Origin of the sequence: Bacteroides sp. AF20-13LB (assembly GCF_003603065.1) — a bacterium.
Classification (GTDB): Bacteria; Bacteroidota; Bacteroidia; order Bacteroidales; family Bacteroidaceae; genus Bacteroides; species Bacteroides uniformis.
On sequence record NZ_QTMH01000006.1, the window covers coordinates 103,450 to 127,786 of the forward strand.

Below are 24,337 nucleotides of genomic sequence, written 5' to 3' on the forward strand. Positions count from 1 at the left end.
CGATTAGTTCTCCTTTCCTGTTTTACTGTTTTTTACTTTTATCTGCATACCGTCCCGCAGCAGTCCTGCGCCTTCGGTCACAATCACATCTCCTGCGTTGAGTCCGGAACGCACGATATATGTCTTGCCATCGTTGAGTTTCTCCACAGTCAATTCCACGGATGTGACCGTGGCTTTGCCTGAATGGGCATCTGTCGCTACCTTATAGGCAAGTATCTTGTCCTGCAATTCGGTGGTGGCGGTTTGTGGAATAACAATGGCTTGGGCTTCCTTATGCGGAAGGATGATGTTGCCAATACCTCCGCTTAACAACAGACGGTCGGGATTCGGAAAGGCACTGCGGACGGACACCGTACCGGTCTGCCGGTTGATGACACCACTTATGCTTTCGATGCGTCCATGGCATGTATATAGTGTGCCGTCGTTCAGCATAAGGGAAAGTGGCGGCATTTGCCGGATAATCCCATCGGACGAACCATATTGCCGGAACAGGGCACGCAGGCTGTTCTCCGTCATGGAGAAATAGACATACATTTCAGAATTGTCGGAAATGGTTGTCAACGGTGTACTCATGGAAGAACTTACCAGTGTTCCTTCGCGGTAAGGCAACGTGCCTGTAACACCGTCTGCCGGGCTTCTTACCTCGGTGTATGATAAATTGTTGCGAGCATTCAGTTCCAGTGCCTTCATCTGTTCCAAAGTGGCTTCCGCCATGTCCAACGCATTTTGAGCGGTGGTAAGGTCGTACTCCGATACCACCTGCTTGGAAAACAACTGTTTCTTGCTTTCCCATTCCAGTCGGGCGGTCTTCGCCTGCGCTTCTGCGGCACGTACATCCGCTTTCGCCTTTTGCCATGCCGCCTGATAGGGCACTTGATCGATGATGAACAACAGTTGCCCTTTGTGTACCTGTTGACCCTCGGTAATACAAAGTTTCACAATCCGTCCCGATACTTGCGGATAGATGTCAATGTCCTGCCTTCCTTGTATAGAGGCGGAATAAGATTCCTTGATTTCAACTGAACCCGTGGCAACCGTCATTACTTCACAGGCGGTATGCGTTTCAGATGTCTTTTCGTCCTTGCAGGAGGAGAGAAACATCATGCATAAAGCGGAGAAAACGCACATCATCTTCTTGTTCATTGCATTTGTTACTATTTTATTTACCATATTTGTTGTCTTTTTCTCGCAAAGAAAAGGTCGAAAATCCCTTTTTACAAGGTCGGGACGCATGAAATGGTAAAAAATGCTCTTGAAGTGTGAAAAGGTGCGTTTAAGCTGTAGCCCGATGTGTCTTGCGAGAACAGGCATCTCTGTTTGGCACGCTTCATCCTTTCGAAACTGCATTCCGCACAGCGTTTTTACCGGTTCACGCATTCCGATATTGCGCTTGAAATCTCTTCTGGCTAACTTTACTTGATGATAATCACATTTTAACCATAAGCATTATGAGAATTACAATGATTTTGATCTTAACCTTCCTGTTGTTCGGAACCGGAACATTGACGGCGCAGGAGAACCGCTTTGCCCATCAGGAAAAAAGGGTAAAAGCGCGGGCGGAACGTATGGCATCCCACATGGCCTACGAATACGGGCTGACAGATGAACAAGAAAGGGAATTACAAAAAGCCAATGAAGTCTGGCTGCTTGAATGCGGCGACTACCCTTATCATCACGAAACGTACCGGCATAGAGGCAGATACGGCAGAAGATGGCATCGCCACGGGTGCTGTTCCGACTATTACGACAGCCGCCATTATGACGGTGGGTGCTGTTATGAGGACTGGATGTCTGATGAGGAAAGAGCAAGATATGAAGCCTCCTGTAAGGAATACGAAGATGCATTGAAACGCATCCTCAGCAAGGAGCAATACAAAGATTACCGGGAACGAAGAGAGGCTACGGAATGATTATTTATTCCGCTTGCTCTCACCTGTCCAGCCACTCCTTCAGTGCCGCTGCCCGTTCGCGACTTACAATGATTTCCGCATCGGGATATTTTTTCAGGTGTACCTTCAACTTGGAGTTAAACCAGTTGTTTACGCTCAATATACTGTCTATGCGGATGAGGAACTGTCGGTTGGCGCGGAAAAACTCATCGGGGTTAAGCTGCTTTTCCAGTTCGTCCAATGAATACCGCACTGTTTCCACTGTGCCGTTGTTCATATACAGCCGTGTGCTTCGCTCGTCCAGTGCGATATGGCTGATGTCTTTCACCTGTACCGAAACATAACCGTCACGGTATGGCAGCAAGAAGCGTTCCCGGTAGCGGTAATTGTTCTGTCGCATATATTCCAGCAGTTGGCGCAACTCTTCTCCTCCGGTCGCAGTCAGGTATTGGCGGCGTACTTTATCAATGGCAGAAGCCAGTTCGTCGCCTTTGACGGGTTTCAGCAGGTAATCGAAACTGTTGAATTTGAAAGCCTGTATAGCGTATTCGTCATAGGCCGTGGTGAAAATGACGGGGGAAGACACAGCCGTCTGCCGCAAAGCATCAAAACTCAATCCGTCGGACAGGCGGATGTCTGCCAATATCAAGTCTGGTGCGGGATGGGTCTGCAACCACTCCACAGACTCGGCAATGCTGGCCAACGGTCCTTCTATGTGGAAAGCCGCGTCTATTTCCTCCAACAAGCGTTTCAGACGATTGTAGTTTCTTTTCTCATCTTCTATAATCAATATGTTCATGATGTATGTCGTGTATGATAGGGAGTTTGACGATATAAGTATCTTCACGTTTCTCTATGACCGGCGTTGCCCTGCACAGGAGGAAATAGCGCTCCGTCAGGTTGTGATGCCCGATGCCGGTTGATGCCAATTCTGAGGCCAAAGGCCGCAACTCGTTCTCCACCACAATGTAGCGCTCTTCATGGAAAATATGTATGGACAAGGGATGGTCGGCAGAGAATTGGTTGTGCTTGATGGCATTCTCTACCAACAGTTGCAAAGACATAGGCGGAATCTGCCCGGCCGTCTGTTCCAGCGTTTCATCTATATCAATATGTATAGCATCCTCGTAACGTATTTTTATCAGGTAAATATAAGAATAAAGGAGCTTGATTTCGTCCCGCAAGTCCACGATGTCATGTTTCAGGTTTTGAATGACATAGCGATAGACATTGGAAAGGTTCTCCAGAAACTTGTCTGCCAGAAGCGGGTCTTCCATAATCAATTCGGAAAGCACACTGAAGTTATTGAACATGAAATGCGGATTGATTTGAGCTTTCAATACTTCAAACTGCATTTGCGCCGCATGTTCCTTTTCTCTGAGCAGATTTATCTCCAGTTCTTTTTTCTGTTTCTCCACAAGGATAAACGATTCCAGATAGCGTGCGTTTGTATAAAGGAAAGAAACAAACGTAGCGATGACACTGGTGATGTAAAGTCCTTGAGGAAAAAACGAATTTTCATCGCCAAGCCATACCCCAAGTGAAGTGAAAAGCCAAGCCGTCAGATTATTAAACAAAAGCAACAGGAAAGAATTGGCTATCAATTTTTTGTAAGATGCCAGTGTAAAAGGCAAATGCCGGAACGACCAACTGCTATAGAAAACAGACAATTCTACCAATATGAAACTGGCCAACAAAGTACAAGTCGCATCCATCACATAATCTGCCAACGTGGTATCGCTTTGAAGAAGCCATGCTGCGTAACTCTTGTCTATCAGCAGGAACAAGAGATACGTAATGATAAATACCACTCCCACCAATGGCAACCGGTTGCGTATATGGTCGTATCGCGTTTTGCTCATTTTTTTAGTTGCAAAATAAACGTCTTTTGCCATTTCCACCAAATGCCGGCGGCATGAAAACTTCTAAATCAGGCTTAAAGCGTCAAAAAACAGAACTGAAACGTCTGTATGTATTCCGTTTCAGTTTGGGAATAAGACATTTTAGACTTGTTTTTTATCGTTTTACCGGATATTGCATAGGATTTACTCATACTTAGCATTAACTTTGCTTATCGAATGATAATGTTGAACTAAAAGCAGAAATAGAATTATGCACATTTCTTTTCAATCCATAACCGGGCAAGAGTTACAGAACTTCTGTAACGATGTCAAAGCCGTATTATCCATAGCAGTGGTGGAACAGTTTGGCATACCGGAAAATGGCGAAGTTATTACCGATGCAGAAGTAATGGAGATTCTCCACAACCCAGAGGCAACGGTTTACAACATTTACGCCAATGGCGAAAAAGCCGGAGGAGTCGCTTTGCGCATAAACGATGTCACCCACCGCAACTCCATGGATTTGTTTTATCTTTATCCGGAGTTTCACGGTCGGGGATTGGGATATCATGCATGGAAAATGATTGAAGGGATGTATCCTGAAACAGAAGTGTGGGAATTGGTCACACCTTATTTCGAAAAACGCAATATTCACTTCTACGTGAACAAATGCGGTTTCCACATTGTGGAATTTTTCTGCAAATACCATGTAGCCCCAGAGACCAAACAAGATTCAGAAGTGTATAAGGAGGAATATTTCCGGTTCGAGAAACGGATGCGTTTATGCAAGTAATGAGCTGCACATATGTGTCCCGCAGTAAGAATTATCCGGGATTCTGGTTATTCAGTCTTAAGGAAAATAACATATATACAAATGAAGACTTTACAAAGTTGACTGGAGAATAGCTTACAGCGACTGTCGTTTGGCAATACGATGACAGTCGAAAATAAAAAGTTCCTGCCATTCCTCATTTATTGGCAGGAATTAGCATAATATTAGGAGTCAATGTTGGGTATTATGCCAAATCCGCTTTAAACCTGTCCGTCTGGGGGACAACGGCAATCGGAGCGGATTTTCCCCATCCGAGGCTCAGCCACTGCTTCTCCGGCAGGATGAGTGTCGTTCGAGCCTCCGTCAGCGTCAATCTAGGCGGATAAATGCTGTCTGAGGCATTTTTTTTGGGGGGGGGATAAATTCTGCAGAAATACGGCCAAAAAGCCTATATTTATGTAAAGAAACAAAAATGACAAGTTTATAACAAAATCAAGACCTTCGGATTGCCCCTATGGAAGAATGTTCCAACGAAGAACCTTGTGCGCGGAACAGCAGGATTTCCATCAGTACAAGATACTTGTCTATCAACGAAACATATTCGTCTATGTAAGCTTTCAGATATTCTTCCAACCGCATCATCATAATGTCCTCGTTCCGTATACCGTGATCTTCCTGCAGCATGGCTTCCCAAGCACGGAAAACTGGACAGACCACCTGCGGAACAATTCATCTTTGTTCGTGAAGTAGTTGTAGATGTTTCCAACGCCAACACCTGTCAACTCCGCTATTTCGCGCATGGAAGTCATGGAATTGTCCTTTCCTTTTAAATTGCTGTCTGGCAACTGTCAATATACGACCCCGTATGTCTTTTTTCAGCACTTGCATTTATAATGAACAGTGCTCTCGATTTTACTTTTGCAAAGGTGTAGGGCTTGAAATTGTCGGGCAATACCTATTTTTAGGGATTTTATCTTGCAATTATTACCTGAGAAAGAAAAAATATAGTTGATAATAAACTTTGTGAACACTCTCATATAAATAGAAGATGACGGATTTGACATTCTTCCATCTGCACTCACTTACATTTTCACTCTACGTTTATATCGGTATCGGATTGACTTTCATCGTTTCCAGATTAAGGTACAGTCCGTGGTGCTCGATCATTCCGTAACGGAACATCTTCCAAAGGATGTTACAGCCGAGCTGTGCCAATGTGGAATTTATGAAGAGGTCCTGCTTTTCCAGGGCCTCTGCAAGAGAGCAACTCGGACCGGAATCGCTTTCTTTCACCATCGCATACTTCACGAGACGGGTAACGACTTTCAGGGAAGCCACTGTCTCATACAGTCCGGATTCAGGCTGTTTGATCTTTTTAGGTATTGTCCCCATGACAACCTGCCCGGATGCCTGCGTGTTCCCGAAATCCATCCAATACAGGGGTGTGTCGTATGATCTGTATTCCGATATCGGCACCGCCTTCAGGATGTTCCACAGATTAAGGCGTGACTTGATGTTGTCCGTGCAGGTTATCGTGATGTTGGCCAGGTTGTCTCGCCTGGTATCTTTCAGTATTACCGGATAGATGTCCGGAAAGGCTTTCCAGTCGTTGCCGAAGAAGTTGTTTATCCGCGTAATCAGGCATTGCGCCTTGTTCAATCCCACATCCGAAATGCTGAAGAGCTGGCGCCCGATATTGCTTTCCGTCACGATGTCGGGATCATAGAGCGTCACGAAAAGTCCGGGATGCCCGAGGCCCCGGAGCGTTATATCAAGCCTTGCCAGGCAGGTCAGCACCTGCGAGCCTGTCCCTCCCGCACCGATGAGGTTCACCGTCACCGGATGCTGCGGGTTGATGAGATAGCTGTCTGTGTAGTGTACTCTTTTCATTTCAGGATGTCTTTAAGTTTGAGATTTCGTAATGATTTCAATTCTCCGAGGTCGAAAGGTTTGTCCCTCGCTGCCTTTGTCACCAGCACGAGATTTGATCTGGTCGGATTCCCGTGGCCCCCTAAGTGGGAAAACTCTGTCAGCCAGAATTTTCTTTCCCAGTATTCAAGCAGGTTCAAGTAAGTCATGTCCCGTGGCTTTTCTATCCTGGCCGAACCGAGGCATACGCTTGAGCCTGTCACATTGAATAAAGGTGCCGCATAAAGGTCCGTCTCCCTGTCAGGCCGGTCATCCTTGTAGGCATAAACGTCCAGCTGCGACTCCCTGGCTTCGTAGATGATTCCCGGCAGGTTGTATTCCGCATTCTCGATTTCGAGGCCGCTGACAAAATACATCATCCGTTTTTGCGGGGGATTATACCAGATGTATTTTTCGCTTCCTTTGCGGGAATCTGCATACAGAAGATTGGACGGCAGCCTGCCGTATGGCGTACTACCGTGTGTCTCCGAATAGTTCCGTACCAGCTCGTTCATGAACTCGACCGTTACGGGATGTCCTTCGCCCATCTTTCCTTTCCCGTCAATGGACCGCTGTTCCAGGAAATACTTTTTATCCCCTTCATAAGTGTAGGCTATCAGTACCGCACGGGGACAAAGGGTGGCATGTATCATATTCGTAAGTTCATTTTTTCCCATCTTCTTTATTATTTGATATATGGTTTATGAATTTGTCCGACCATTTGAAAAAGCGTTCAGGGTAGTCGTCCTCCATTTTAAACAGGCTGTCCGTTTCCGGAGACAGGGCCATTGTGGTGATCGGAATCAGATCGTATGTCTCCAGCCTCTCGGAATTATATTGTTCCTCAAGACTTTCCGTCACAATGTCATGGATGTCATAAGCTATGCGTATCTGCCTGTCAAGATCCATCGGCCGGTAATCCGGTTCCTCCTCGAAGAACGGGTCATAACAGTAGCGCATGATCGGCTTTTCCGGGAAGAGGAACTGCAGCCCCTCTTCCATCAGTTCCAGCAAAACCGCTTCCCATCCGTCCTGCGGGGAATATCTCCGTATGGCGGCTGGCAGGTTCTTGTAATAGGATGTGCTTTCCACCCTTTGCAGCAGCCTTCTGATTTTCCCGTTCCTGTATGAGCTGACGATGGCATTCCTGCGTCGTGTATCGTCTTCCGGTTCATCCCGGTCATCCGTTTCAATCCAGTCAAGCACCGTTTCCGTATCGTCACCGTCCAGAATCGTGGTTATCCCGTTGGCATTCGCCATACCGTTGATAAACGATATGGCGATGCGTCTCAGTACAGGGTTCAGTTCTTCCACAAATTTCACGGGGAAATAGTACAGCGTATATTCTCCCCACTCATGACATTTCCACAAGTTAAAGTACAGGCGCTGTCCCTGTTGTTCTATATTGACACCGACATCGTCCTTGAGCAGCGTTTCCATGTCATAGACCAGCTGGTCTATGCTTTCTCCGATATTCCTGCCGGGGACATGCCGGGCTTTTACCCCCGTGAGTTCCGCGTATCTTAGGTATGAGCCGAGCAGGTATTCGTAGTTGTCTTCCGTCAGGATATTGAACGGTTTCCCCTCATAGTCCTTTACAAGGAATCCGGGCACGCAGCTGGAGAAGACCGTATTCAAAAAACGATTACGGCACCGCTGGGCGCCGCAATCCTTTTCCGTTTTTCGGTTCCGTAATGGTAGACTTGTCCGGTTCCTTGTATGATGAACCTTGCAAGCTGCTCCATCTGAAATTCGCTTAAGAGTCTGCATGATTCTTCCTTTCCTTTTTTATTTTCCTTTGCCATATCCGTCATCCTTTTGTTCCGATGGTTGTCTTGAACTCGTACTCAACCATATCTTCCTTGATGAGTGGCCCGTGCACGGTTGCCGTGGTCAGTTCCGGGTACATGTTGGAATAGTAGTTCATGACCATATCCGGGGTGAAATCCGTGCCTGGGTCAGCCAGAGTCACATACTCCGTTCCTTTCTTGAACTTGAATGAGCGTGTCATTCCTTTTACTTCGAGTGCCATAATCTTACATTTGTGGGTTGGTAGTCTGGTATCTGTTTCCGCCTTTCAGCATTTCCATCGGGAAGTCGGGATATCCCGCATACTCTTCCGGGTTGTAATCCGGCTCGTCCTGTCCATAAGCGGACAGCCCGTCTTCCTGCGCCGCATATCCGTCGTACTGCGGCATGCTTTCCTCAAAGCATGCTACCGGCTGCGATGGCTGTGGAGCCGGATGCTGCCCGTATGCGCCCGGTTGCGGATATTGCCCTCCCTGTCCGGGATACGGCTGCGCGTGGTATGGCTGTTGCCCGGGATAAGGAGACGTTTGCTGTACAGGCTGTCGCGGCGGTATCGGCTGTCTGACAGGTTGCTGTCCCTGGCTTGCCGGATGCGGCTGCTGTGGAATGTTTCCCGGAGCCGGTCTTTGTATCGGACGGGATTGCGGTACCTGTTGCGGCTGCTGCTGTGACACCGGCTGTGGAGCCGGCTGTTGGTCAAAGGCCTCCATGCCGAACAGGCTGCCCTTGTTGAGCTCAGCGGTCTGCGCCTTGATCTTTTCCTCGATTTCCTTTACCTGCTGAGGGTTGGCATACGCTTTGGCTTGTCCGAGTACGGCCACGGCCTCCTTGTGGTTCTTTGCCGCAACCATCTCGTCCGCCTTCTTCATCAGTTTTTCATATTTTTCCCGTTTCTCTTTCTCCTCCTTGGTTTCTTTCGCTTTCATATCCTTGACCGCCTTGCTGTCTTTCGCTGCCTTGTCCGCCTGCTTCTCGAACTCTGCCATGTTGGCCAGCAGGCCTGATACTTTCTGTACGGGTCTTGCGATGGTCTGGAAGAAGCCGTTGTCAAGCTCTTCCGGTGTTCCGGACAGGGTCAGCGGCACGATATGGTTCTGGGCCTCGTCCTTGAGACCGTTCGACTTGGGCAGCACGGATACCGTCATGCCCGTGGTTGATTTGCGGATGACCATCGTGACGTCCACGCTTCCGGTCATCAGTTGGTTGAACTGTGTAAAGAACATAATCTTTCGTATTAAAATGATTAGACATAGGTTTCATGCGTCCTTGAAAAACTCCGCCAGCAGCCTGTTCCTGTCCGGATGCCGGCTGATTTCCAGTATCGGGTTCAGCAGGGCTGAGATATGTACCGGCCCGCTTCCTCTTGGCGGGAACTTCATGGCCGGTTCCGGCACCTGCACTCTGGGTTTTCTTGCCACTGGCATCCGCATCGGAGCCTGTGACGGTTGTCTTGTGATGATCGCTTGTCTCATGATCCTTATTGTTTTAATTGTGAATACTCGGGCTTTGGCAGCCCGTTGAACTACGAGGGCCCGGCGGCGAATGCTTCCGGAAAGGCAAGGTTTTCGGGAAAAATACCGCAGCCCTCCGGGCGAGGATGATTTTTTCCGAAACCGCTTGCGGCTCGACCTTGCCGTCCGACAAGAAGCATACGCCAACTTTGCCCTGTAGTTCCTCGGACTGCCGATGTCTGCGTCTTCCATTCCTGTCTTTCCATTTTTTCTGAGCAACGGACATGGCGATAAAAAAAGAGCCGTCCTCATCTGGACAGCTCCTTATATAACTGTAAATGTAAAATCCGCTATGTTCCACTTTGTCAGATCTTAGAAGACCAGAAAACTCAGGATGCACAGGATGATGGCGAGAGCCACGAGGAAACAGGCTATCCGGTAGAGGAACCTGAACAGTCCTCTGAAACATACGATGGCCACGGCGGTCCATATGGGGGATATGCCGTGCGAGTAAAGCCAGCTGAACACAATGGCGGCCGTGACGGCCAGTGCGGCAGTCTTTGCCCACCGGTTGCCGGTTATTTTCTTGATCCGTTCTATCGTTTTCATAATCTCCATGTTTTTAAGGGAATGCCATTCCCGTTTCCGGGGCCTTCCTGCGGACCGTCTCCACGGGCAAGGCTTTCGGGAAAAATACCGCAGCCCTTCCGGGCGAGGATGATTTTTCCCTGAAACCGCCCGCGGCCCGGCCTTGCCGGTGGAAACAGGCGGTCCGCGACCTTCGCCCCGTGAACCGGAATGGCTTCACCGCTTCTGTTTCTTCCCGTTCCCGTTTTTCGGGAACGACAGGGTCAGGTTGAAACCCGCGTCAAAAGCCAGGGCCGCATCGAAGGCTATCCCTTTCTTGCCCTTGAACCCTTTGATGAGCCGGGTGGAGCCGGAAGAGAAAAGCTGTTCCAGGTGCTGGTCCGTCAGTTCCTTGTTCAGGAACTTGCGGAACACGAGCAGGCCGCAGCCTTCATTGTCGCATTTTGCCGTCCTGCCCCTGAGGATGACATGGCCCGTCTTACATTTGGGACAGGTGAACGTGCGGACGGGAGCCGCCGGCAGGGAGAGTTTCAGAATCTCCCCGGTGGCCTTGCGGGTATAGTCCCTGATGGACGCCATGAACGTTTCCGGGTCGAGCGTATGCCGTTCTATCTGCGCCAGGGCGTTTTCCCAGCTTCCGGTCAGGGACACGTCCGCCACCAGCATGTCTTTCACGGCTCCGTAGAGGAGAAGTCCCTTTTCCGTGGGCACGAGGCTTTTCCCGTTCCGCTCGACATAGTCCCTCTTGAACAGGGTGGTGATGATGGCGGCTCTCGTGGCGGGCGTGCCGATCCCCAGATCCTTGACGGCTTCACGCGCCTGTCCGTCGGCGATGTCCTTTCCGCAGGTCTCCATGGCCGCAAGCAGCGTGGCTTCGGTATAGAGCGGCTTGGGCATGGTCTTCTTCTGCACCAGTCCGTGGCCCGATACCGGGACTCTGTCCCCTACGGCAAAGACGGCTTCCCCGTCGTTCAGCCCTTCCTCGTCCTCCTCCTTGTCCTCTTTCCTGCCGAACACCCCGCGCCAGCCTGGACTGGTGACCGTGGAACTCTTCGAGCGGAAAGCCATGTCCCCGATACGGCACTCCATCCGCAGTGTCTCCTTCCCGCAGGGTGGCGAGAACGCTTCCAGCATCCGTCCGGCTATCAGCGTATAGACGGCGGTTTCCGCTTCGGAAAGTCCCTCCGGTGTGACACCGGTCGTGACCAGCGCGTGATGGTCGGTCACTTTCGTGTCGTCCACGCTGCGGGTGTTCAGGGTGGAAAGGTCGAACGCCTTCCCGTATTCCCGGAATTCCGGCAGGACGGAAATCTTTTCCAGCAGTTCCGGGATGTGCGCCATGACATCCTGCGGGATATGGCGGCTTCCCGTCCTCGGATAGGACACCAGCTTCTTCTCGTACAGGGCCTGGGCGATGTCCAGCGTTTTGTCCGCCGGCAGGTCGAGATGCACGTTGCAGTCCTTCTGGAGTGCCGTAAGGTCGTAGAGCAGCGGCGGTTGCTGCACGGTTTCCTTGCGTTCCGCTTTCGTGATTTCAGCCACGGAGCCGGAGGGGATATGCCTGTATGCTGCTTCGGCCTCCGCCTTGTCGTTGAAGTTCCCGACATGGAAGAAACGGCGGTGTGTGCATTTCCCTTGCAGGGTGACATGCAGTTGCCAGTAAGGGGTGGAGACGAATCCCCTGTTTTCCTTGAACCTGGCGCATATCATGGCCAGTGTCGGGGTCTGCACCCGCCCGATGGAACTGTTCGGAGTGCCGGAGACGATGGCCAGGGCCCGGCTGGCGTTCATGCCCACCAGCCAGTCCGCCTTCGCGCGGCTGTCGGCGGCGGCATACAGGCTGTCGTATTCCGAGCCGTCCTTCAGTTCCTCCAGACCTTTCCGTATGGCCTCGTCGGTCAGCGAGGAAATCCACAGGCGGCGGAACGGTTTCTTGCAGTCCAGGAAGGCATATATCCAGCGGAAGATAAGTTCCCCTTCGCGACCGGCATCGGTAGCCACGATGATGCTGTCACAGCGGTTGAACACGCTTTCTATGACTTTCAGCTGTTTCGAGGCGGCGATGTCCGTGACCATTCCCCTGTCCGTGCGCACCTGTCGGGAGACCAGGCGGAACGGGTCCGGCAGCATCGGCAGGTCCTCCGCCGCTGTTTTCGTGTAACCGTAAGTGTCCGGCATGGCCAGCGACACGAGGTGTCCCAGTGCCCATGTTACCATATATCCGTTGCCGGAACAGTAGCCGTCATTTCTTGTATCAGCCCCGACTACACGGGCTATGTCCATGCCTACACTCGGCTTTTCTGCGATGATTGCTATCATATTGTAAGATAAAAATTAAGCCGTTTCCCGTTTTCCATGCGGAAGACAGGAAACGGCGGTAAGACATCGGTTTACTTGATAATTGCTTCCAGATTATTTGCCCAGCGGCGTTACGCCCTGGATTTCCAGCAGCGGTGCCTCGCCCTTGCGGACCAGCTGGAGCGTGGCGTCCATCACCACGTCCACGCCGAGGAGTACGAGGCTCAGGGACATCACTTTTGTTTTCTCTCCCCTGAGGAGGGTGTCCATTTCGCCGGAGAGTTCCAGCTCGTCCTTCATGATACCGATACCGGAGAGTTCGTCCCAGTTCACTTCATCAGCCTTGAAAGGCATGTCGTTTCCGTTTTCCTTTTTCATATTTCTTTCTTTTTTTGATTCAACATTCATTTTTCAGTAACCTGCCATCAGGCAATGCTCGCACCTTTTGACTTGCGGTTTCCCTGTTCCTGTCGCTGGCTGTTGGCCACCACGTTTCGCTGTGACGCGTCACGCTTACGGTCGGGATTTTCGTTGTAGAAGTCCAGACGCCCCTGGTTGAAGTTCGCCTTGACGTACTGCGAGATGGTCTTCCCGTCATATCCCTTTATGCCTTCCACCAGCACGGCCTTTCCGCTCTGCAGGTCCGCACGCTGCTGTCTGGTCAGTTCCACGTCCCATACCTTGGTTGGAATCTTGAAATCCTCGCGCTGCTCGAAACCGTCCGGCGTACGGGAGTAGCTCAGGCGTCCCGTTTCCAAATCGGCCTTGATGAAGGAGGAGAATTCCTCTCCCTTGCGGTTCACCATGTCATTGAGGAAAATCACCTTGCCGTCACGGAGTTGCTGCTGTTCCTCCGCCGTAATCTTCACCCCGTTGATTTCGTTGGGGATATAGATTTCTCGTGCGCCTTCCGGAGAGTCCGGGTTGTAGCGGGTGTAGGACGGGCGGCCCGTCGCCTCGTCCAACTTCACGTAAGAGGAGAACACCTCACCGTCCTTGCGCTGCATTCCCTCCACGAAGATGGCTTTTCCGGCGTTCAGGTCCTCAATCTGTTTCTGTGTCAGTTCCACGCCCCCGAGTGTCTGGCGGTTGAAGAGTTTGTCGTTCTCGAAAATAAACTCGACACCCCTGCGTTCGGCATTCACCTGGATGAAGGCGTTGAACTCGTTACCGGACTTGGCGATCATGCCCTCGACATAGACCTTCTTGCCTTCACGCAGGTCATTCTGCTCCTGCTCTGTCAGTTCCACGCCCTTGATTTCCCTTGGGATGAAAGCATTCTCCGCTTTCATGGCGACCACCTCGTTGGTCAGCTTGTCAATACTGATGAAGGAAGGGATATATTCCCCGTTGCGTCCTTTCAGTTCCACGACACGTCCCATGTTGCCCGTTTCCAGCAGGTTCTTCTTGTCCTCGTCGGAGAAGATATGTCCGAAATACGGTCGGTCAAGGTCGGGTTTCTGCCTGATACCGTGGATGCCGAGCACCACTTCGCCCGCCATGGACTGTTGGAATGACAGACGTGCGTCAGTCCTCAGTACGGCCGAACCGAAGTTCATGCTGATGGGTACTACCTGGTTGGTCTTGTATCCCTTGAGCATCTGTTCGAGCAGTCCGCGTTCCTGGAGGTATTCACGGGAGATTCCAAAATTCTTTAGCTGTTCCCAGTTAATCATGGACTCGTTGTAACGGTACTGGGGGGACTGGGTCTGCGGCTGGCTGTCAGCTGCGGCAGCCTGCTGCTGGGTTTCATTTTTCTTTGCCATTTCTTCTTGATTTTTTTGGTTGATACTTTGGTTTTCCTTGTTGCGCGGAACAATCTCGTACTGCTTGAGAAATTCCTCCACGACTTTTGTCTTTTTTCCTGCGGCGATGTCCTCGATGGCCTGCTGTACGGCAGGATCGTCCAGCCTGTCTTCCTTGACGGAGAGGATTCCGAAGCGTGTCGGGTCTTTCAGCTGGCTCCAGAAGTTCTTGATGAAGTTCTCGAAGGCATCTGCATAGCGGTCAATCTTCAGGAAGGAGTTCCGGTTCTGCCTGTCGGCGGCTACCGTGTTGAATTTTCCGTCCTGTCCGATTTGCGACACCGCTTCCAGAATCAGTTCCATCTTGTCGAGGATAAACACGATGTCACTCATCTGCTCGTTTTCGGTAACCTGCGGTTTCGGGGGTTCTTCCCGTGCATTTTTCTTTGCCATAATTTTTGATTTTTAGTGTTGATAACTCATGTTGTCACCGCAAATATATAGGAGAAAAATTGATAAATAATTGATTTGCAATGCGTTAGGATATATATTGCATCTTGTGTCATCACATTACACCGCAGGCCGGAGAAAACGGAGTGAAAAAACGGGGTAAAACGGCAGGAAAAGGAGAAAAAACGAAAGGCGGCAAAGGAAAGGGAAAAGGCTGGAACAGGCCGGACAGACAAGGGCATGGCGGTACGCACAGCCGCACAGAAGAAAAGGAAAAACTGTAATTATGCAGAGTTGGGAGCGAGCTGCTTTTGTCCCCCTTGATATGTCCTTTTGTGACAGGAAGCGGATTTTTTTACGGGAATAACCGGATCGTGTAATCCATTGGGACGGCATACGGGAGCATGGTTCTCCCGTCAGATTCTTTTTTATATTGACCTGTATCTATGCGTCGTAGGTCGCTTCGCTTGCTAAGTCCCGGTACTTTCCCCAACTCGGACGGCAATACCGGAGCGTTTTTTCGGGGGGAAAATTACCGCAGGGAATTTTGTGTCCCGAAAACCGGAGGCTTGAACGTGGAGGTATTCGCCCTCCGAGTTAACTTCTCTGAAGGGACTTATCAAGTGAAGCGTGGCTTATGATGCCATTTTATAGAAATATGGAGAAAAATTCCCTTTCAGCACAAAAAAATGCAATAAATCTGCGTAAGTAGTCAAAAAATGACTACTTTTGCAATGTCATTGCAACTAAGTTATGAAGAAGCATATAGAAACTTTGTCAGATTGGATTGAAAGCCGGGAAGTAAGGGGATATTACACCTTCACTAAAGAGGATATAGAAAAGCAATTCCCTTCAGCGGGTAAGGTATATATCAAAACCGCATTGTACCGTTTGGCCGCCAAAGCGAAGATAGTTTCTCCCTGGCGTAATTTTTATGTCATTATGCCTGTGGAATATTCGTTAAAAGGCGTAATTCCGCCTGTTTTCTATATGGATCAGCTGATGTCCTATCTTGGGAAAAGATATTATGTTGCTCTTTTGAATGCGGCTTCATTTTATGGCGCATCACATCAAAGAGTACAGACATTTTCCCTCATGGTGGAACAACCGAGCATGAGGAATACTTCAAAGAGCGGAACATCCATATTGTTCTTTTCCAAGAAGAAAATAAGTATGGAATTTGTAAGGAAGCACAAGACGCAGACAGGTTACATCAATGTTTCTTGTCCTGAACTGACAGCCGTTGACCTGGTGGAAAACGAAAAAAGTGTAGGTGGTCTGAATCGCGTCTGCACCGTGTTGAATGAATTGGCTGAGACAATGAATCTGGACAGCCTCGATGATTCCTTTTTCAAGACATCGGCCATACCGGTCTTTCAACGTCTGGGTTATATTCTGGAACATGTATTGGAAAGAGCGGATTTGGCGGAAACCTTATATTCCAAAATGGAGGTTGCAGGATTAAAATTCAGAAAGATACCGTTTAAGATAAACAAACCGACAGAAGGTTGTGAGGTTGACAAGAAATGGAAAGTAATCATTAACCAGGAAATAGAAATAGACGAATGATACCGGAATTTGCAATCAGGGAATGGAGCGAACATGTTCCATGGACAGAGTCCGAACAGGTCGAACAGGATCTGCTGATATGCAGAGCCTTGACTGAGATATACAAGGATGAATATCTTGCTTCACATCTGGCTTTTCGCGGAGGGACCGCATTACACAAGTTGTTCCTCTCGCCCCAACCCAGGTACAGTGAAGATATTGACTTGGTACAGATTAATGCAGAACCGATCAAAGAGACCTATGACCATATAAGAGATGCACTCGCTTTTCTCGGGGAGCCGAAAGTGAAGCAGAAAAAGCACAACAACACTTTGATTTTCAGGCTGGAATCAGAATCCATACCAGTGGTCCCGATTCATCTGAAAGTGGAAATCAACTGCAAGGAACATTTCAGTGTACTGCCTATGCAACGTATGCCATTTTCAGTGGTCAACAAATGGTATAACGGAAAATGCGATGTTCTGACTTACCAGTTGGATGAACTGGTAGGTACAAAACTGCGTGCCTTGTACCAACGGAGAAAAGGACGTGATTTGTATGATTTGTACAAGGCCTTGACCACATCAGACATCAACATAGACAACGTGCTGGCTTGCTATCAGAAGTATATGGAATTTGTGGTTGACCACATTCCTACTTACAAAGAATTTATTATCAATATGGAAGACAAAATGCAGGATGATGAGTTCTTGGGTGATACCATGCAGTTGCTTCGGCCGGATGAGGAGTTCAATCCGCAGGAAGGCTATGAGGTGGTACGAACGCTCCTGTTAGACAGGTTACAAAAGTGATGAAAGCCCATTTTCTCATTTACCGGGGGAAATGGGCTTTACAGGATTTTATCTTCAGGTGTGTATGCTCCATCCATGGAACGGATTGAGCATCACGGCGTATGATTCGTCCGGTCTGCCATGATAGAGTACCCCTCCGACGACTCCTGTCCGTCCGTCGGGAGTTCTTTCGGCGAATCCGAACGAATGGGGTGCAAAGTCCCAGTAGAGTTCTATTTCATATTTCCCGTTTGAGTTCTTTTCCCACTGCTTCAAGTCTTCAATGCAGCGTTGCAAGGTCTTGTCTCCGATGCTTTTTGCGTATTCCACCACCTTGTCGTAGTGTTCCTGGCATTTGATTGTCATATCCGGTTGTCTTTAAGTTGTTGCAATAGTTCTTCATACTCACCGAAGCCGTAACATCCGGCTATGACAAAATCTTCCCCGCTTCTGTCAGCCAGCGACAGCAGGCTGTCCAGAGTATCGCAGTAGAAGAAGATTTCATCGTCCATTTCCGTATCGGAATCCATGTCCAGGGCGATTCTTGTTTCCAGTGTCTCCAAGGTGTCGTTCCAGCGTATGATGCATTCGAGGAAATGTGGTTCATGTCCCTTTTCAGTACGGTACTCCTGATATTTTTCACGGATTTCCTTCTTGATTTCCTCCGGCTTTTTCCAGGAACTGTCATCCACGATTTCAAGACTCAGCCCCTCGACAAGCAGGCACGTGCCTTTGTCATATACCATCAGGGTACGTTTTCCCATGTGGCTTTTTCTCAAGTTTTCCCAATCGGGAATGTCCCATCGTTCGGTAGTCCATACTCCCCGGTAATCTTCCGGGACAGCGAGGTATTCGCTCAGTGTCATTCTTTTCATCTTTCCGTGTATTTATGGTGAAACAAAAAGAACCTTGCAGGTCTTGCAAGGCTCTCCAAATGCGGGATAGCGGTCAAACTCGTTGCAGGCGTCCCAATCCACGCTCATCGTGTAGCCTTTCGGGAAATGTGTGTCGATAAATTTTTCAATCATGGCCCGTTCCTCTTCGTTCAGGCTGCCGTCCTCTTCCGTTCCGTATTCCAGGGCATATATGGCCCATTCGGGAATGTTGTCCCATTCCGTCTTTTTCATGTGCGCTGCCATAGCATACCGTTTATGCGGCGGAAAGTCTGCCGATTATCTCCTGAAGTTCCTGTTCCCATTTCCCGTCGCCATTGCCGAAGGATGGATAGGTAAGCTGGTACCAGTTGTGGTAGTCGAAAAGTTTCATCCTCAGCGGATAGTAGTCGAATATTTTCCGGCCGTCCCTAAAGATGCGGATATGATTTATACCTACGTTCATGGCCTGTAGTCCGTGTCCGTTTAGAATCTCATGGAATCTTTCCATCGGGGTGAAGTTGCTTCTGCTCATATCTTTCATTTTTTTGAGTTAGACATCTGCGGCTTGTCAAGCCGGTATTTTATTTCTTGCCTGCCTTTCTGTCCCGTGCCGGATTGCGCAAGGCTTTGCGAAAAAATACCGGAGCACTCGTGCGAGGATGATTTTTTCAGCAAACCACGGAGGGGCCCGGCCTTGCACAATCCAGCGGGCACGGGACGACCTTTGCAGGCGGAAATAAAACAGCGGTCTCCTTTTTCCTTTATTCTCCGTCATTGTTCTCTTCTTCCTCCTGCTGCGGGATGAGGTGTCTCAGTTCCGGATCATTTTTTATGCGTGTTATCTCATCCTCTATTATCTGCAACACGTCCGCCTTTATCTGCGAGTAGTTGCGGTCAATCTGCTGCTGCATGATATCGTTTCCGTCCGCGTCCCTGAACTCGTTGATGACAGGAATTTTCCTGTAGGCTTTCATCTCTTCCGATACCTTTGCGCTGTCCACGATGATGCGGGCATGGAAAATCTTCTGGTCTATCTCTTCCCCGAAATTGTCTGCCACGCTGCCCACGAACGTACCCTGCGAAAGGTTGGCTATCTTGGAGGCCGGTATCAGGGAATCAAGCTGCGTGTTGATGGAAGTCGAAGTGTCCTGACGGTTGATGGATATGGACTGCCGCTGCTGGAGAATCTTGCCGAACCGTTCCGACAGTGATTTTGCCGTTTCTCCGACCACCTGTCCGCTGAAGATATTGCCCACCGTGTTCTGGATGACCTTCGCCTCCTTGTCGCCGTAGTCGCGTGCAAGCTGCGAGAAGTCCTGGAAGCCGAGACAGACGGCCACCTTGTTGCTTCGGGCGGTCGCAATCAGGTTGTCGATACCACGGAAATAGATGGTCGGAAGCTCGTCGATGATGATGGAACTTTTCAGTTGTCCTTTCTTGTTCACCAATTTGACGATGCGCGAATTGTACAGGCCGAGAGCCGCCGAATAGATATTCTGCCTGTCCGGATTATTGCCCACGCAGAGGATTTTGGGGTGTTCGGGATTGTTCAGGTCAAGGGTGAAATCGTCTCCCGTCATCACCCAGTAAAGCTGTGGCGAGATCATTCGCGAAAGAGGGATTTTCGCACTTGCTATCTGGCCCTGGAGCTGGTCTTGAGCTCCACCTTGCCATGCGTCCATAAAGGGGGAAAGATAGTTTTCGAGGGACGGATAAGAGGTAAGAATCGTGAAGATATCGGCATACGGCTTGTTAAGAAATTCGATTGCATGAGGGAACGTGCAATACTTTCCGTCCTTGTAAATCCGCAAATACCAGATGATTGCGGCAAGCAGGATAATCGGTGACTCCACGAAAAAATCACCCTGTTTCTGTATCCAGGTCTTGTTCAGGTTGAGCATTATCGTGTAAGCTGACTCATAGGCATCCGATATGTCCGCCATGAATCTTGGATTGATGGGATTGCAGCGGTGGCTGCGTCTGGGGTCGTCGAAATTGATGACGTAGAATTCCGGCTTGACCTTGTAATGTTGTCTGTGCTTGAGCAGATGGTTGTAGGCTATCTCCGAGAGGTCCGGAAACTTGTAGTCATAGATATACATGGCAAATGATTTCTCGATCTGCTGTTTGATGTAGTTGTTTACCACGGCATAGCTCTTTCCCGAGCCGGGTGTTCCCAGCACGATAGAGGCCCGGAACGGGTTTACGATATTGATCCAGCCGTCCCATTCCTTGCCCTGATAGACAAATTTCGTGGGCAGGTTGACGGAATACTCGTTCTCCATGAGCCTTGTTTCCTGCATGAAACTTTCGTTGGCGGTGTTGAACACGTCCTCCATGAGGTTATGCTTCAGCATACGGCTGATCCATACTCCCGACATGAGCAGGAGAATGTAGCCTGCGGTGAGCGTCAGCGTATATACGGTAGCGTTCACTGTCGTACTGAACGGCAGGTCAAGCATCCACCAGTTCATGAAGAACAGGACGATGCCGCCGAGGAAGGCGGCGTATATTTTCCGCCACGTCATCTTCTGGTTCTTGACACCTTTCGTACCCAGACACGAAAGTCCCAGGAATATGAAGGCGAACACTTTCGTCACAAGCAGGTTGCTGAACAGTCCTGCCGTCCTCTGGAAGTTCAGCAGAATCCTGTCCACGACTCCGATGTTGATGCCCATATCCACGAATGCGCTGTAGCAGAACCAGTAGACGTGGATCACAATAAACACGATGGAAATGGCACGCATGAACTCCATGACCTTGGCCAGTCCTCTCAAATCATCTTCTTGTTGCATAACTGTAAAAATTTTGATGGTTGGTAATTGACAATCAGGATATGCCGCGTGAACGGCGTTTCTTCTTTTTCTTACGTTGCAGTCTGCGGGCGAGTGCCTCCTCCTGCGGGTCCGGTCCGTTGATGTCGGGACTGAATATTCCGAAAGCCTGCTCGATGGCGCTTTCCATGTTGTCGGAAAGGCTCTCCCGTGTGGAGGTATATTGTCCGGGGAATTCCGGCTCCGGAAATTCCTGCGGCCTGTTAAAAAGCTGTTCGAAGGCGTTGGCGGAAAACTCCCTGCCCAGACGGGAACCGTTATATACCTCACGATTCCTGTGGTCTATGAAGGTCACGCCGTAGATGCGGCCTTCCTCGTTTTCCCTGAACACCACATCAATGCCCTTTTCCCCGAGCAGCCGGATGAAATCTTCCCGGTTTCCACGGCAGCCGTGCATGGCCAGCGTGACGGCATCATGGATTTTCGGCTGCCACTTCCGGCTTCTGAAATCTCGGACATTGACGGCAATCCTTTTTTCTATCCCTTCGTAGCCGAAGCGCTTGCCGATGAGCGAAGACTTGATGGGCGTACATACCGGCCTGCCCGCATCGTCCGTCAGGGTATATACGATGCCGTTGTAAGGTGAGCCTTCAAATTCTCCCCGAACCTGTCTGGCCTCGATGTTGAAGCATGAGAGCATGGCACTGAACTCCCCGAATGTCTGGAAGCGGTAGGCGGTGAACACGCTTTTGAGGATATTGCCGACCTGACGTTTCACGTCCCCGTCCCGGTAGTCCGCCTTCTTGAGATACGGTTCCAGCAGTTCGTTCCGCTTGTCAGCCACAGGCTTGAGCCCGAATCTGTTTTCCAGTTCCCGGCAGGCTTTCATCGAACGGTTCCATTCATATGCGTCACTGATTTTTTCGCCGTTCTCCTTCACGCAGGTGGAGACAATATGGACATGCCTGCGGTCGATGTCCTCATGCAGATAGACGATGTAGGGCTGGTCGCCGTAGCCCATCTTCTGCATGTACTCGCGTGCCAGTTCCGCGAACTGCCCGTCCGTGAGGCGGTCGTCCACCGATGGGTTCAGGGAGATATGCAGTACCGGCTTCTCCGTGTTCCTGTTGGCGGCGAGGTAGCTCTCGAAAGCCCACAGTGTCTGCTGCATGATATTGTGGGGATTTCCGGTGAGGTCGGTAATCATGCGGTTGCCCGCGATGATACGTGCGGTTGCCTCGTCCACTTTACGCTGGTTGTAGATGACCGCCCCGTAGAGCGATACCCCCCTGTTGATCTTAGCTACCATTCTGCTGTTCCTCCTTCTTTCTTTTTATAAGGTATTCCTCCTCGAACTCCCGGGTAAGCATGATAACCCGCTTGCTCAGCACCACCAGGTCGATGGTGGCCTTCTCCAGATTACGGAGCAGGGCGAACGCCCGTTTCTCGCCGAAATTGGACTTGACGGCTTTCACAGTCTGGTTGTAGTTGTTGCCGATGGCCTGGAACTGGTGATAGAAATTTGTAAGTCTGATGTAGTAGTCCATCGCAGCCTTGTCGATTCTGACGACCTTCATTTCACGTCCGAAAATCATCGCCTTGATGAATCTTGCCCGTTGTTTCATCCCGGATTTTTCAAACAGCAGCTCGAAATTTCCGTTCTCTTCCGAAGTCAGTTTGATACCGTAGCGGAATACTGCCGGGTCGGTCTTCGGTTTTCTGCCCGTGCTTCTTCTTGTTCTTCTTTTACTGTTTTCTTCCATACGCATTGAGATTTTCTGTTTCTGATTTTACGTCATGGATTTCCGACTTTGGAGGAAATCCCTCCCGAGCCTTCAGGCGAGTGGCAAGTTTGTTTTGGGATGCCCGAATCATTTCGGGCTGCCCAAAACACAACTTGCTATGTTCGCTTGAACATGAATTTGCCTGAAGTCAAATTGAGTTTTGACCCTCGGCCTCATTCTTCGGCTTCGGGATAGCTCCATCCGGTATCCGTTCCGTTGTCGGTGGCAAAGTTACGGAAGTATATCTATCTGTAAAACAGTATTTTATATGTAATAAGATGTCATTTGATGACACGGGTCGTCACCTCATCCGAAACATAGTGCCGGTATGAAAATTTTCCTTTTTATTTGCGGCATGAACGACAGAATATGTGCGGTAAAGAGTGTGTGAAGGACCTGCTGACTGACTGTCTGGATGAGAGAATGTATGACTGGAATGATGCACGAATGGAGTACTGCACACAGGCAGTAAGGAATGTCTGACAGACTTGTGATGTGCAGTAATGACCGTCAGACTGAATGGATCAGATACCGTATTACGGCATATATCCAGTCATTCCTTACTTACTGGAATACTGAATCCAATTAATGTTTAACTATAAAAAAGAAAGAAAAATGAAAAAAGACACAGTTTTAGTTGCCGTTTGCAACCAAAAAGGCGGAGTGGGAAAATCGACCATGACGATTATGCTTGCCGGGTATTATCATTACCTGAAAGGACTGAATGTAGCTGTCATCGACTGTGATTATCCGCAGTACAGTCTGGTACGTATGAAGGAAAGGGACATGCGCACAGTTGAAAACAGTGATTATTTCAAACAACTGCTGAAATCCCAGTACGAACGTATCCGGAAGAAAGCCTATACGATTGTCGGTTCAAAAGCGGAAAATGCCCGTGATGCCGCGGAGAAACTTATGAATAATGGGAATTACGATTTGATTATCGTGGACTTGCCCGGAACAGTGAATTCTTCCGGCGTAATCAACACCATCGTGAACATGGACTATGTGATAACCCCGATTATTCCTGACCGTATTGTAATGCAAAGCAGTCTTTCGTTCTCAACTATCGTATGGGACTATGCCAAGACAAGCAAGGAAGCTCCCTTGCGAGAATTCCTCTTTTTCTGGACCCGTAAAGATGCCCGCGCTTCCACGGAAGTTTTCGACGCTTACAATATCATCATGCAAAAATTGGAATTTACGGTATTGGATACCATCATCCCAGAAACCAACCGCTACAACAAGGAACTATCCTTGACAACCCGAAACTTCTTTCGTTGTACCTTGTTTCCTCCTCCAGCCAAATCGTTGAAGGGTAGCGGGCTGACAGAATTGGCGGAAGAACTATTGGTCAAATTCAAAAAATAAATACTATGGCAAAAAAACAAGTAACCGTGAACGAAGAGATGATCAGAGGCATTATGGCCGGGGATATACCCAATTATGGGAAAGACATATCCGTGGATGATGTAATAACCACTGATGAATCCGATGGGAATGAGTGCGAAGCGGACAATCCGGGACCTGTAACTGTTGAGAAAAGTACAGGCAAACCCAAAAAACGAAAGGACGTCACGGATTCGTACCGCAAAGAGTTCCTTTCGGGAGGAAATGTTCTGCAAAGGCAGCAGGCTTATATCGGTATCGACAATTATCGGCTTATACAGAAGTTTTTATCGGTTGTAGCCCCCAAAATCAGTATGTCGAAATTCATTGACAATGTACTGACCGCTCATTTCGAGCAATATAAGGAGGAAATAGACGGCCTCTATTACAATCAAATCAATAATGAACCTTTATATAAAAAATAA

The 24,337-nt window shown here is 49.3% G+C and carries 29 protein-coding genes and 1 pseudogene; 7 read left to right on the forward strand and 23 right to left on the reverse strand.

From position 1 onward, the window contains the following. Window positions 1-3: 3 nt before the first annotated feature. Window positions 4-1,041: an efflux RND transporter periplasmic adaptor subunit gene (locus DWX62_RS08330; protein WP_120172761.1), complete on the reverse strand. Its 1,038-nt coding sequence runs from the start codon at window positions 1,039-1,041 to the stop codon at window positions 4-6. A 419-nt stretch (window positions 1,042-1,460) separates the two neighbouring features. On the opposite strand from DWX62_RS08330, the gene DWX62_RS08335 reads away from it, so the two are divergent. Next, entirely contained in the window at window positions 1,461-1,910 is a 450-nt protein-coding gene (locus DWX62_RS08335) for a DUF4890 domain-containing protein (RefSeq protein WP_165859004.1), read from the forward strand. Window positions 1,911-1,929: 19 nt separating this feature from the next. Here DWX62_RS08335 and DWX62_RS08340 read toward each other — a convergent pair whose 3' ends face one another. After that, window positions 1,930-2,688: a LytTR family DNA-binding domain-containing protein gene (locus DWX62_RS08340; protein ID WP_120172719.1), complete on the reverse strand. Its 759-nt coding sequence runs from the start codon at window positions 2,686-2,688 to the stop codon at window positions 1,930-1,932. Further along, on the reverse strand, window positions 2,663-3,751 hold the full coding sequence (locus tag DWX62_RS08345; RefSeq protein ID WP_120172720.1) for a histidine kinase: 1,089 nt from the start codon (window positions 3,749-3,751) through the stop codon (window positions 2,663-2,665). The genes DWX62_RS08340 and DWX62_RS08345 overlap by 26 nt, the downstream gene beginning before the upstream one ends. A 250-nt stretch (window positions 3,752-4,001) precedes the next feature. Between DWX62_RS08345 and DWX62_RS08350 the strand changes: the two genes are divergently transcribed. After that, entirely contained in the window at window positions 4,002-4,523 is a 522-nt protein-coding gene (locus tag DWX62_RS08350) for a GNAT family N-acetyltransferase (protein ID WP_120172721.1), read from the forward strand. 223 nt (window positions 4,524-4,746) lie between these two features. On the opposite strand, the gene DWX62_RS22470 is transcribed toward DWX62_RS08350, so the two are convergent. From DWX62_RS22470 to DWX62_RS08410, 13 genes and pseudogenes are all read right to left on the reverse strand, one after another. Continuing rightward, window positions 4,747-4,875 carry a hypothetical protein gene (locus DWX62_RS22470; protein WP_279387156.1) on the reverse strand — a complete coding sequence of 43 codons (129 nt, stop codon included), beginning with the start codon at window positions 4,873-4,875 and terminating at the stop codon, window positions 4,747-4,749. Between the two features lie 152 nt (window positions 4,876-5,027). Beyond that, window positions 5,028-5,390: pseudogene (locus DWX62_RS22525) on the reverse strand (helix-turn-helix domain-containing protein); the annotation flags it as partial. Window positions 5,391-5,603: 213 nt separating this feature from the next. Further along, the gene (locus DWX62_RS08360; RefSeq protein WP_120172722.1) at window positions 5,604-6,392 is read right to left on the reverse strand and encodes a PRTRC system ThiF family protein; all 789 of its coding nucleotides are present in this window, start codon (window positions 6,390-6,392) and stop codon (window positions 5,604-5,606) included. Further along, window positions 6,389-7,087, reverse strand: coding sequence for a prokaryotic E2 ligase family D protein (locus DWX62_RS08365; protein WP_120172723.1), 699 nt, complete (start codon window positions 7,085-7,087; stop codon window positions 6,389-6,391). Before DWX62_RS08365 ends, DWX62_RS08360 begins: the two co-directional genes overlap by 4 nt. Further along, a complete protein-coding gene (locus tag DWX62_RS08370) occupies window positions 7,074-8,048 on the reverse strand; it encodes a hypothetical protein (protein WP_243636255.1) in 975 nt (324 codons plus the stop codon). Before DWX62_RS08370 ends, DWX62_RS08365 begins: the two co-directional genes overlap by 14 nt. Next, window positions 8,045-8,215 carry a hypothetical protein gene (locus DWX62_RS22235; protein WP_243636256.1) on the reverse strand — a complete coding sequence of 57 codons (171 nt, stop codon included), beginning with the start codon at window positions 8,213-8,215 and terminating at the stop codon, window positions 8,045-8,047. The genes DWX62_RS08370 and DWX62_RS22235 overlap by 4 nt, the downstream gene beginning before the upstream one ends. Before the next feature lie 5 nt (window positions 8,216-8,220). After that, on the reverse strand, window positions 8,221-8,442 hold the full coding sequence (locus DWX62_RS08375) for a PRTRC system protein C (RefSeq protein WP_087340170.1): 222 nt from the start codon (window positions 8,440-8,442) through the stop codon (window positions 8,221-8,223). Between the two features lie 4 nt (window positions 8,443-8,446). Then, window positions 8,447-9,442, reverse strand: coding sequence for a PRTRC system protein E (locus DWX62_RS08380; RefSeq protein ID WP_120172725.1), 996 nt, complete (start codon window positions 9,440-9,442; stop codon window positions 8,447-8,449). A gap of 33 nt (window positions 9,443-9,475) precedes the next feature. Then, window positions 9,476-9,691, reverse strand: a complete 216-nt coding sequence (locus tag DWX62_RS08385; RefSeq protein WP_087340212.1) for a hypothetical protein — start codon at window positions 9,689-9,691, stop codon at window positions 9,476-9,478. 351 nt (window positions 9,692-10,042) lie between these two features. Continuing rightward, window positions 10,043-10,279, reverse strand: coding sequence for a hypothetical protein (locus DWX62_RS08395; RefSeq protein WP_087340210.1), 237 nt, complete (start codon window positions 10,277-10,279; stop codon window positions 10,043-10,045). Window positions 10,280-10,474: 195 nt separating this feature from the next. Continuing rightward, window positions 10,475-12,577, reverse strand: a complete 2,103-nt coding sequence (locus DWX62_RS08400; protein WP_120172726.1) for a type IA DNA topoisomerase — start codon at window positions 12,575-12,577, stop codon at window positions 10,475-10,477. Window positions 12,578-12,670: 93 nt separating this feature from the next. Continuing rightward, window positions 12,671-12,934, reverse strand: coding sequence for a DUF4099 domain-containing protein (locus DWX62_RS08405; protein ID WP_032944512.1), 264 nt, complete (start codon window positions 12,932-12,934; stop codon window positions 12,671-12,673). Window positions 12,935-12,981: 47 nt separating this feature from the next. Next, window positions 12,982-14,754, reverse strand: coding sequence for a DUF3945 domain-containing protein (locus DWX62_RS08410; RefSeq protein ID WP_120172727.1), 1,773 nt, complete (start codon window positions 14,752-14,754; stop codon window positions 12,982-12,984). 143 nt (window positions 14,755-14,897) lie between these two features. On the opposite strand from DWX62_RS08410, the gene DWX62_RS21915 reads away from it, so the two are divergent. The 3 genes from DWX62_RS21915 to DWX62_RS08425 all read left to right on the forward strand — a co-directional run bounded on the left by DWX62_RS21915 (window position 14,898) and on the right by DWX62_RS08425 (window position 17,111). After that, window positions 14,898-15,035, forward strand: coding sequence for a hypothetical protein (locus DWX62_RS21915; RefSeq protein ID WP_155519609.1), 138 nt, complete (start codon window positions 14,898-14,900; stop codon window positions 15,033-15,035). Window positions 15,036-15,504: 469 nt separating this feature from the next. Further along, window positions 15,505-16,320 carry a type IV toxin-antitoxin system AbiEi family antitoxin gene (locus DWX62_RS08420; RefSeq protein ID WP_005801810.1) on the forward strand — a complete coding sequence of 272 codons (816 nt, stop codon included), beginning with the start codon at window positions 15,505-15,507 and terminating at the stop codon, window positions 16,318-16,320. Then, window positions 16,317-17,111 (forward strand): nucleotidyl transferase AbiEii/AbiGii toxin family protein, encoded by a 795-nt coding sequence (locus DWX62_RS08425; protein WP_005801809.1) that lies wholly within the window; start codon window positions 16,317-16,319, stop codon window positions 17,109-17,111. The genes DWX62_RS08420 and DWX62_RS08425 overlap by 4 nt, the downstream gene beginning before the upstream one ends. Before the next feature lie 54 nt (window positions 17,112-17,165). On the opposite strand, the gene DWX62_RS08430 is transcribed toward DWX62_RS08425, so the two are convergent. From DWX62_RS08430 to mobA, 7 genes are all read right to left on the reverse strand, one after another. Further along, window positions 17,166-17,456 (reverse strand): DUF4120 family protein, encoded by a 291-nt coding sequence (locus DWX62_RS08430; RefSeq protein ID WP_120172728.1) that lies wholly within the window; start codon window positions 17,454-17,456, stop codon window positions 17,166-17,168. Next, window positions 17,453-17,965 (reverse strand): hypothetical protein, encoded by a 513-nt coding sequence (locus DWX62_RS08435; protein WP_120172729.1) that lies wholly within the window; start codon window positions 17,963-17,965, stop codon window positions 17,453-17,455. The genes DWX62_RS08430 and DWX62_RS08435 overlap by 4 nt, the downstream gene beginning before the upstream one ends. Before the next feature lie 12 nt (window positions 17,966-17,977). Further along, complete coding sequence (locus DWX62_RS08440; RefSeq protein ID WP_120172730.1) at window positions 17,978-18,229, reverse strand: hypothetical protein; 252 nt, start codon at window positions 18,227-18,229, stop codon at window positions 17,978-17,980. Between the two features lie 10 nt (window positions 18,230-18,239). Next, the gene (locus DWX62_RS08445; protein ID WP_055172787.1) at window positions 18,240-18,497 is read right to left on the reverse strand and encodes a hypothetical protein; all 258 of its coding nucleotides are present in this window, start codon (window positions 18,495-18,497) and stop codon (window positions 18,240-18,242) included. Window positions 18,498-18,726: 229 nt separating this feature from the next. Further along, the gene (gene mobC / locus DWX62_RS08455; protein WP_102407378.1) at window positions 18,727-20,760 is read right to left on the reverse strand and encodes a conjugal transfer protein MobC; all 2,034 of its coding nucleotides are present in this window, start codon (window positions 20,758-20,760) and stop codon (window positions 18,727-18,729) included. A 34-nt stretch (window positions 20,761-20,794) separates the two neighbouring features. Further along, window positions 20,795-22,048, reverse strand: a complete 1,254-nt coding sequence (mobB, locus tag DWX62_RS08460; protein WP_087208461.1) for a conjugal transfer protein MobB — start codon at window positions 22,046-22,048, stop codon at window positions 20,795-20,797. Then, window positions 22,038-22,508 (reverse strand): conjugal transfer protein MobA, encoded by a 471-nt coding sequence (gene mobA / locus DWX62_RS08465; protein ID WP_120172731.1) that lies wholly within the window; start codon window positions 22,506-22,508, stop codon window positions 22,038-22,040. The genes mobB and mobA overlap by 11 nt, the downstream gene beginning before the upstream one ends. Before the next feature lie 630 nt (window positions 22,509-23,138). On the opposite strand from mobA, the gene DWX62_RS08470 reads away from it, so the two are divergent. Further along, window positions 23,139-23,894 carry a ParA family protein gene (locus DWX62_RS08470; protein ID WP_087409705.1) on the forward strand — a complete coding sequence of 252 codons (756 nt, stop codon included), beginning with the start codon at window positions 23,139-23,141 and terminating at the stop codon, window positions 23,892-23,894. A 5-nt stretch (window positions 23,895-23,899) separates the two neighbouring features. Then, entirely contained in the window at window positions 23,900-24,337 is a 438-nt protein-coding gene (locus DWX62_RS08475; RefSeq protein WP_005801797.1) for a DUF3408 domain-containing protein, read from the forward strand.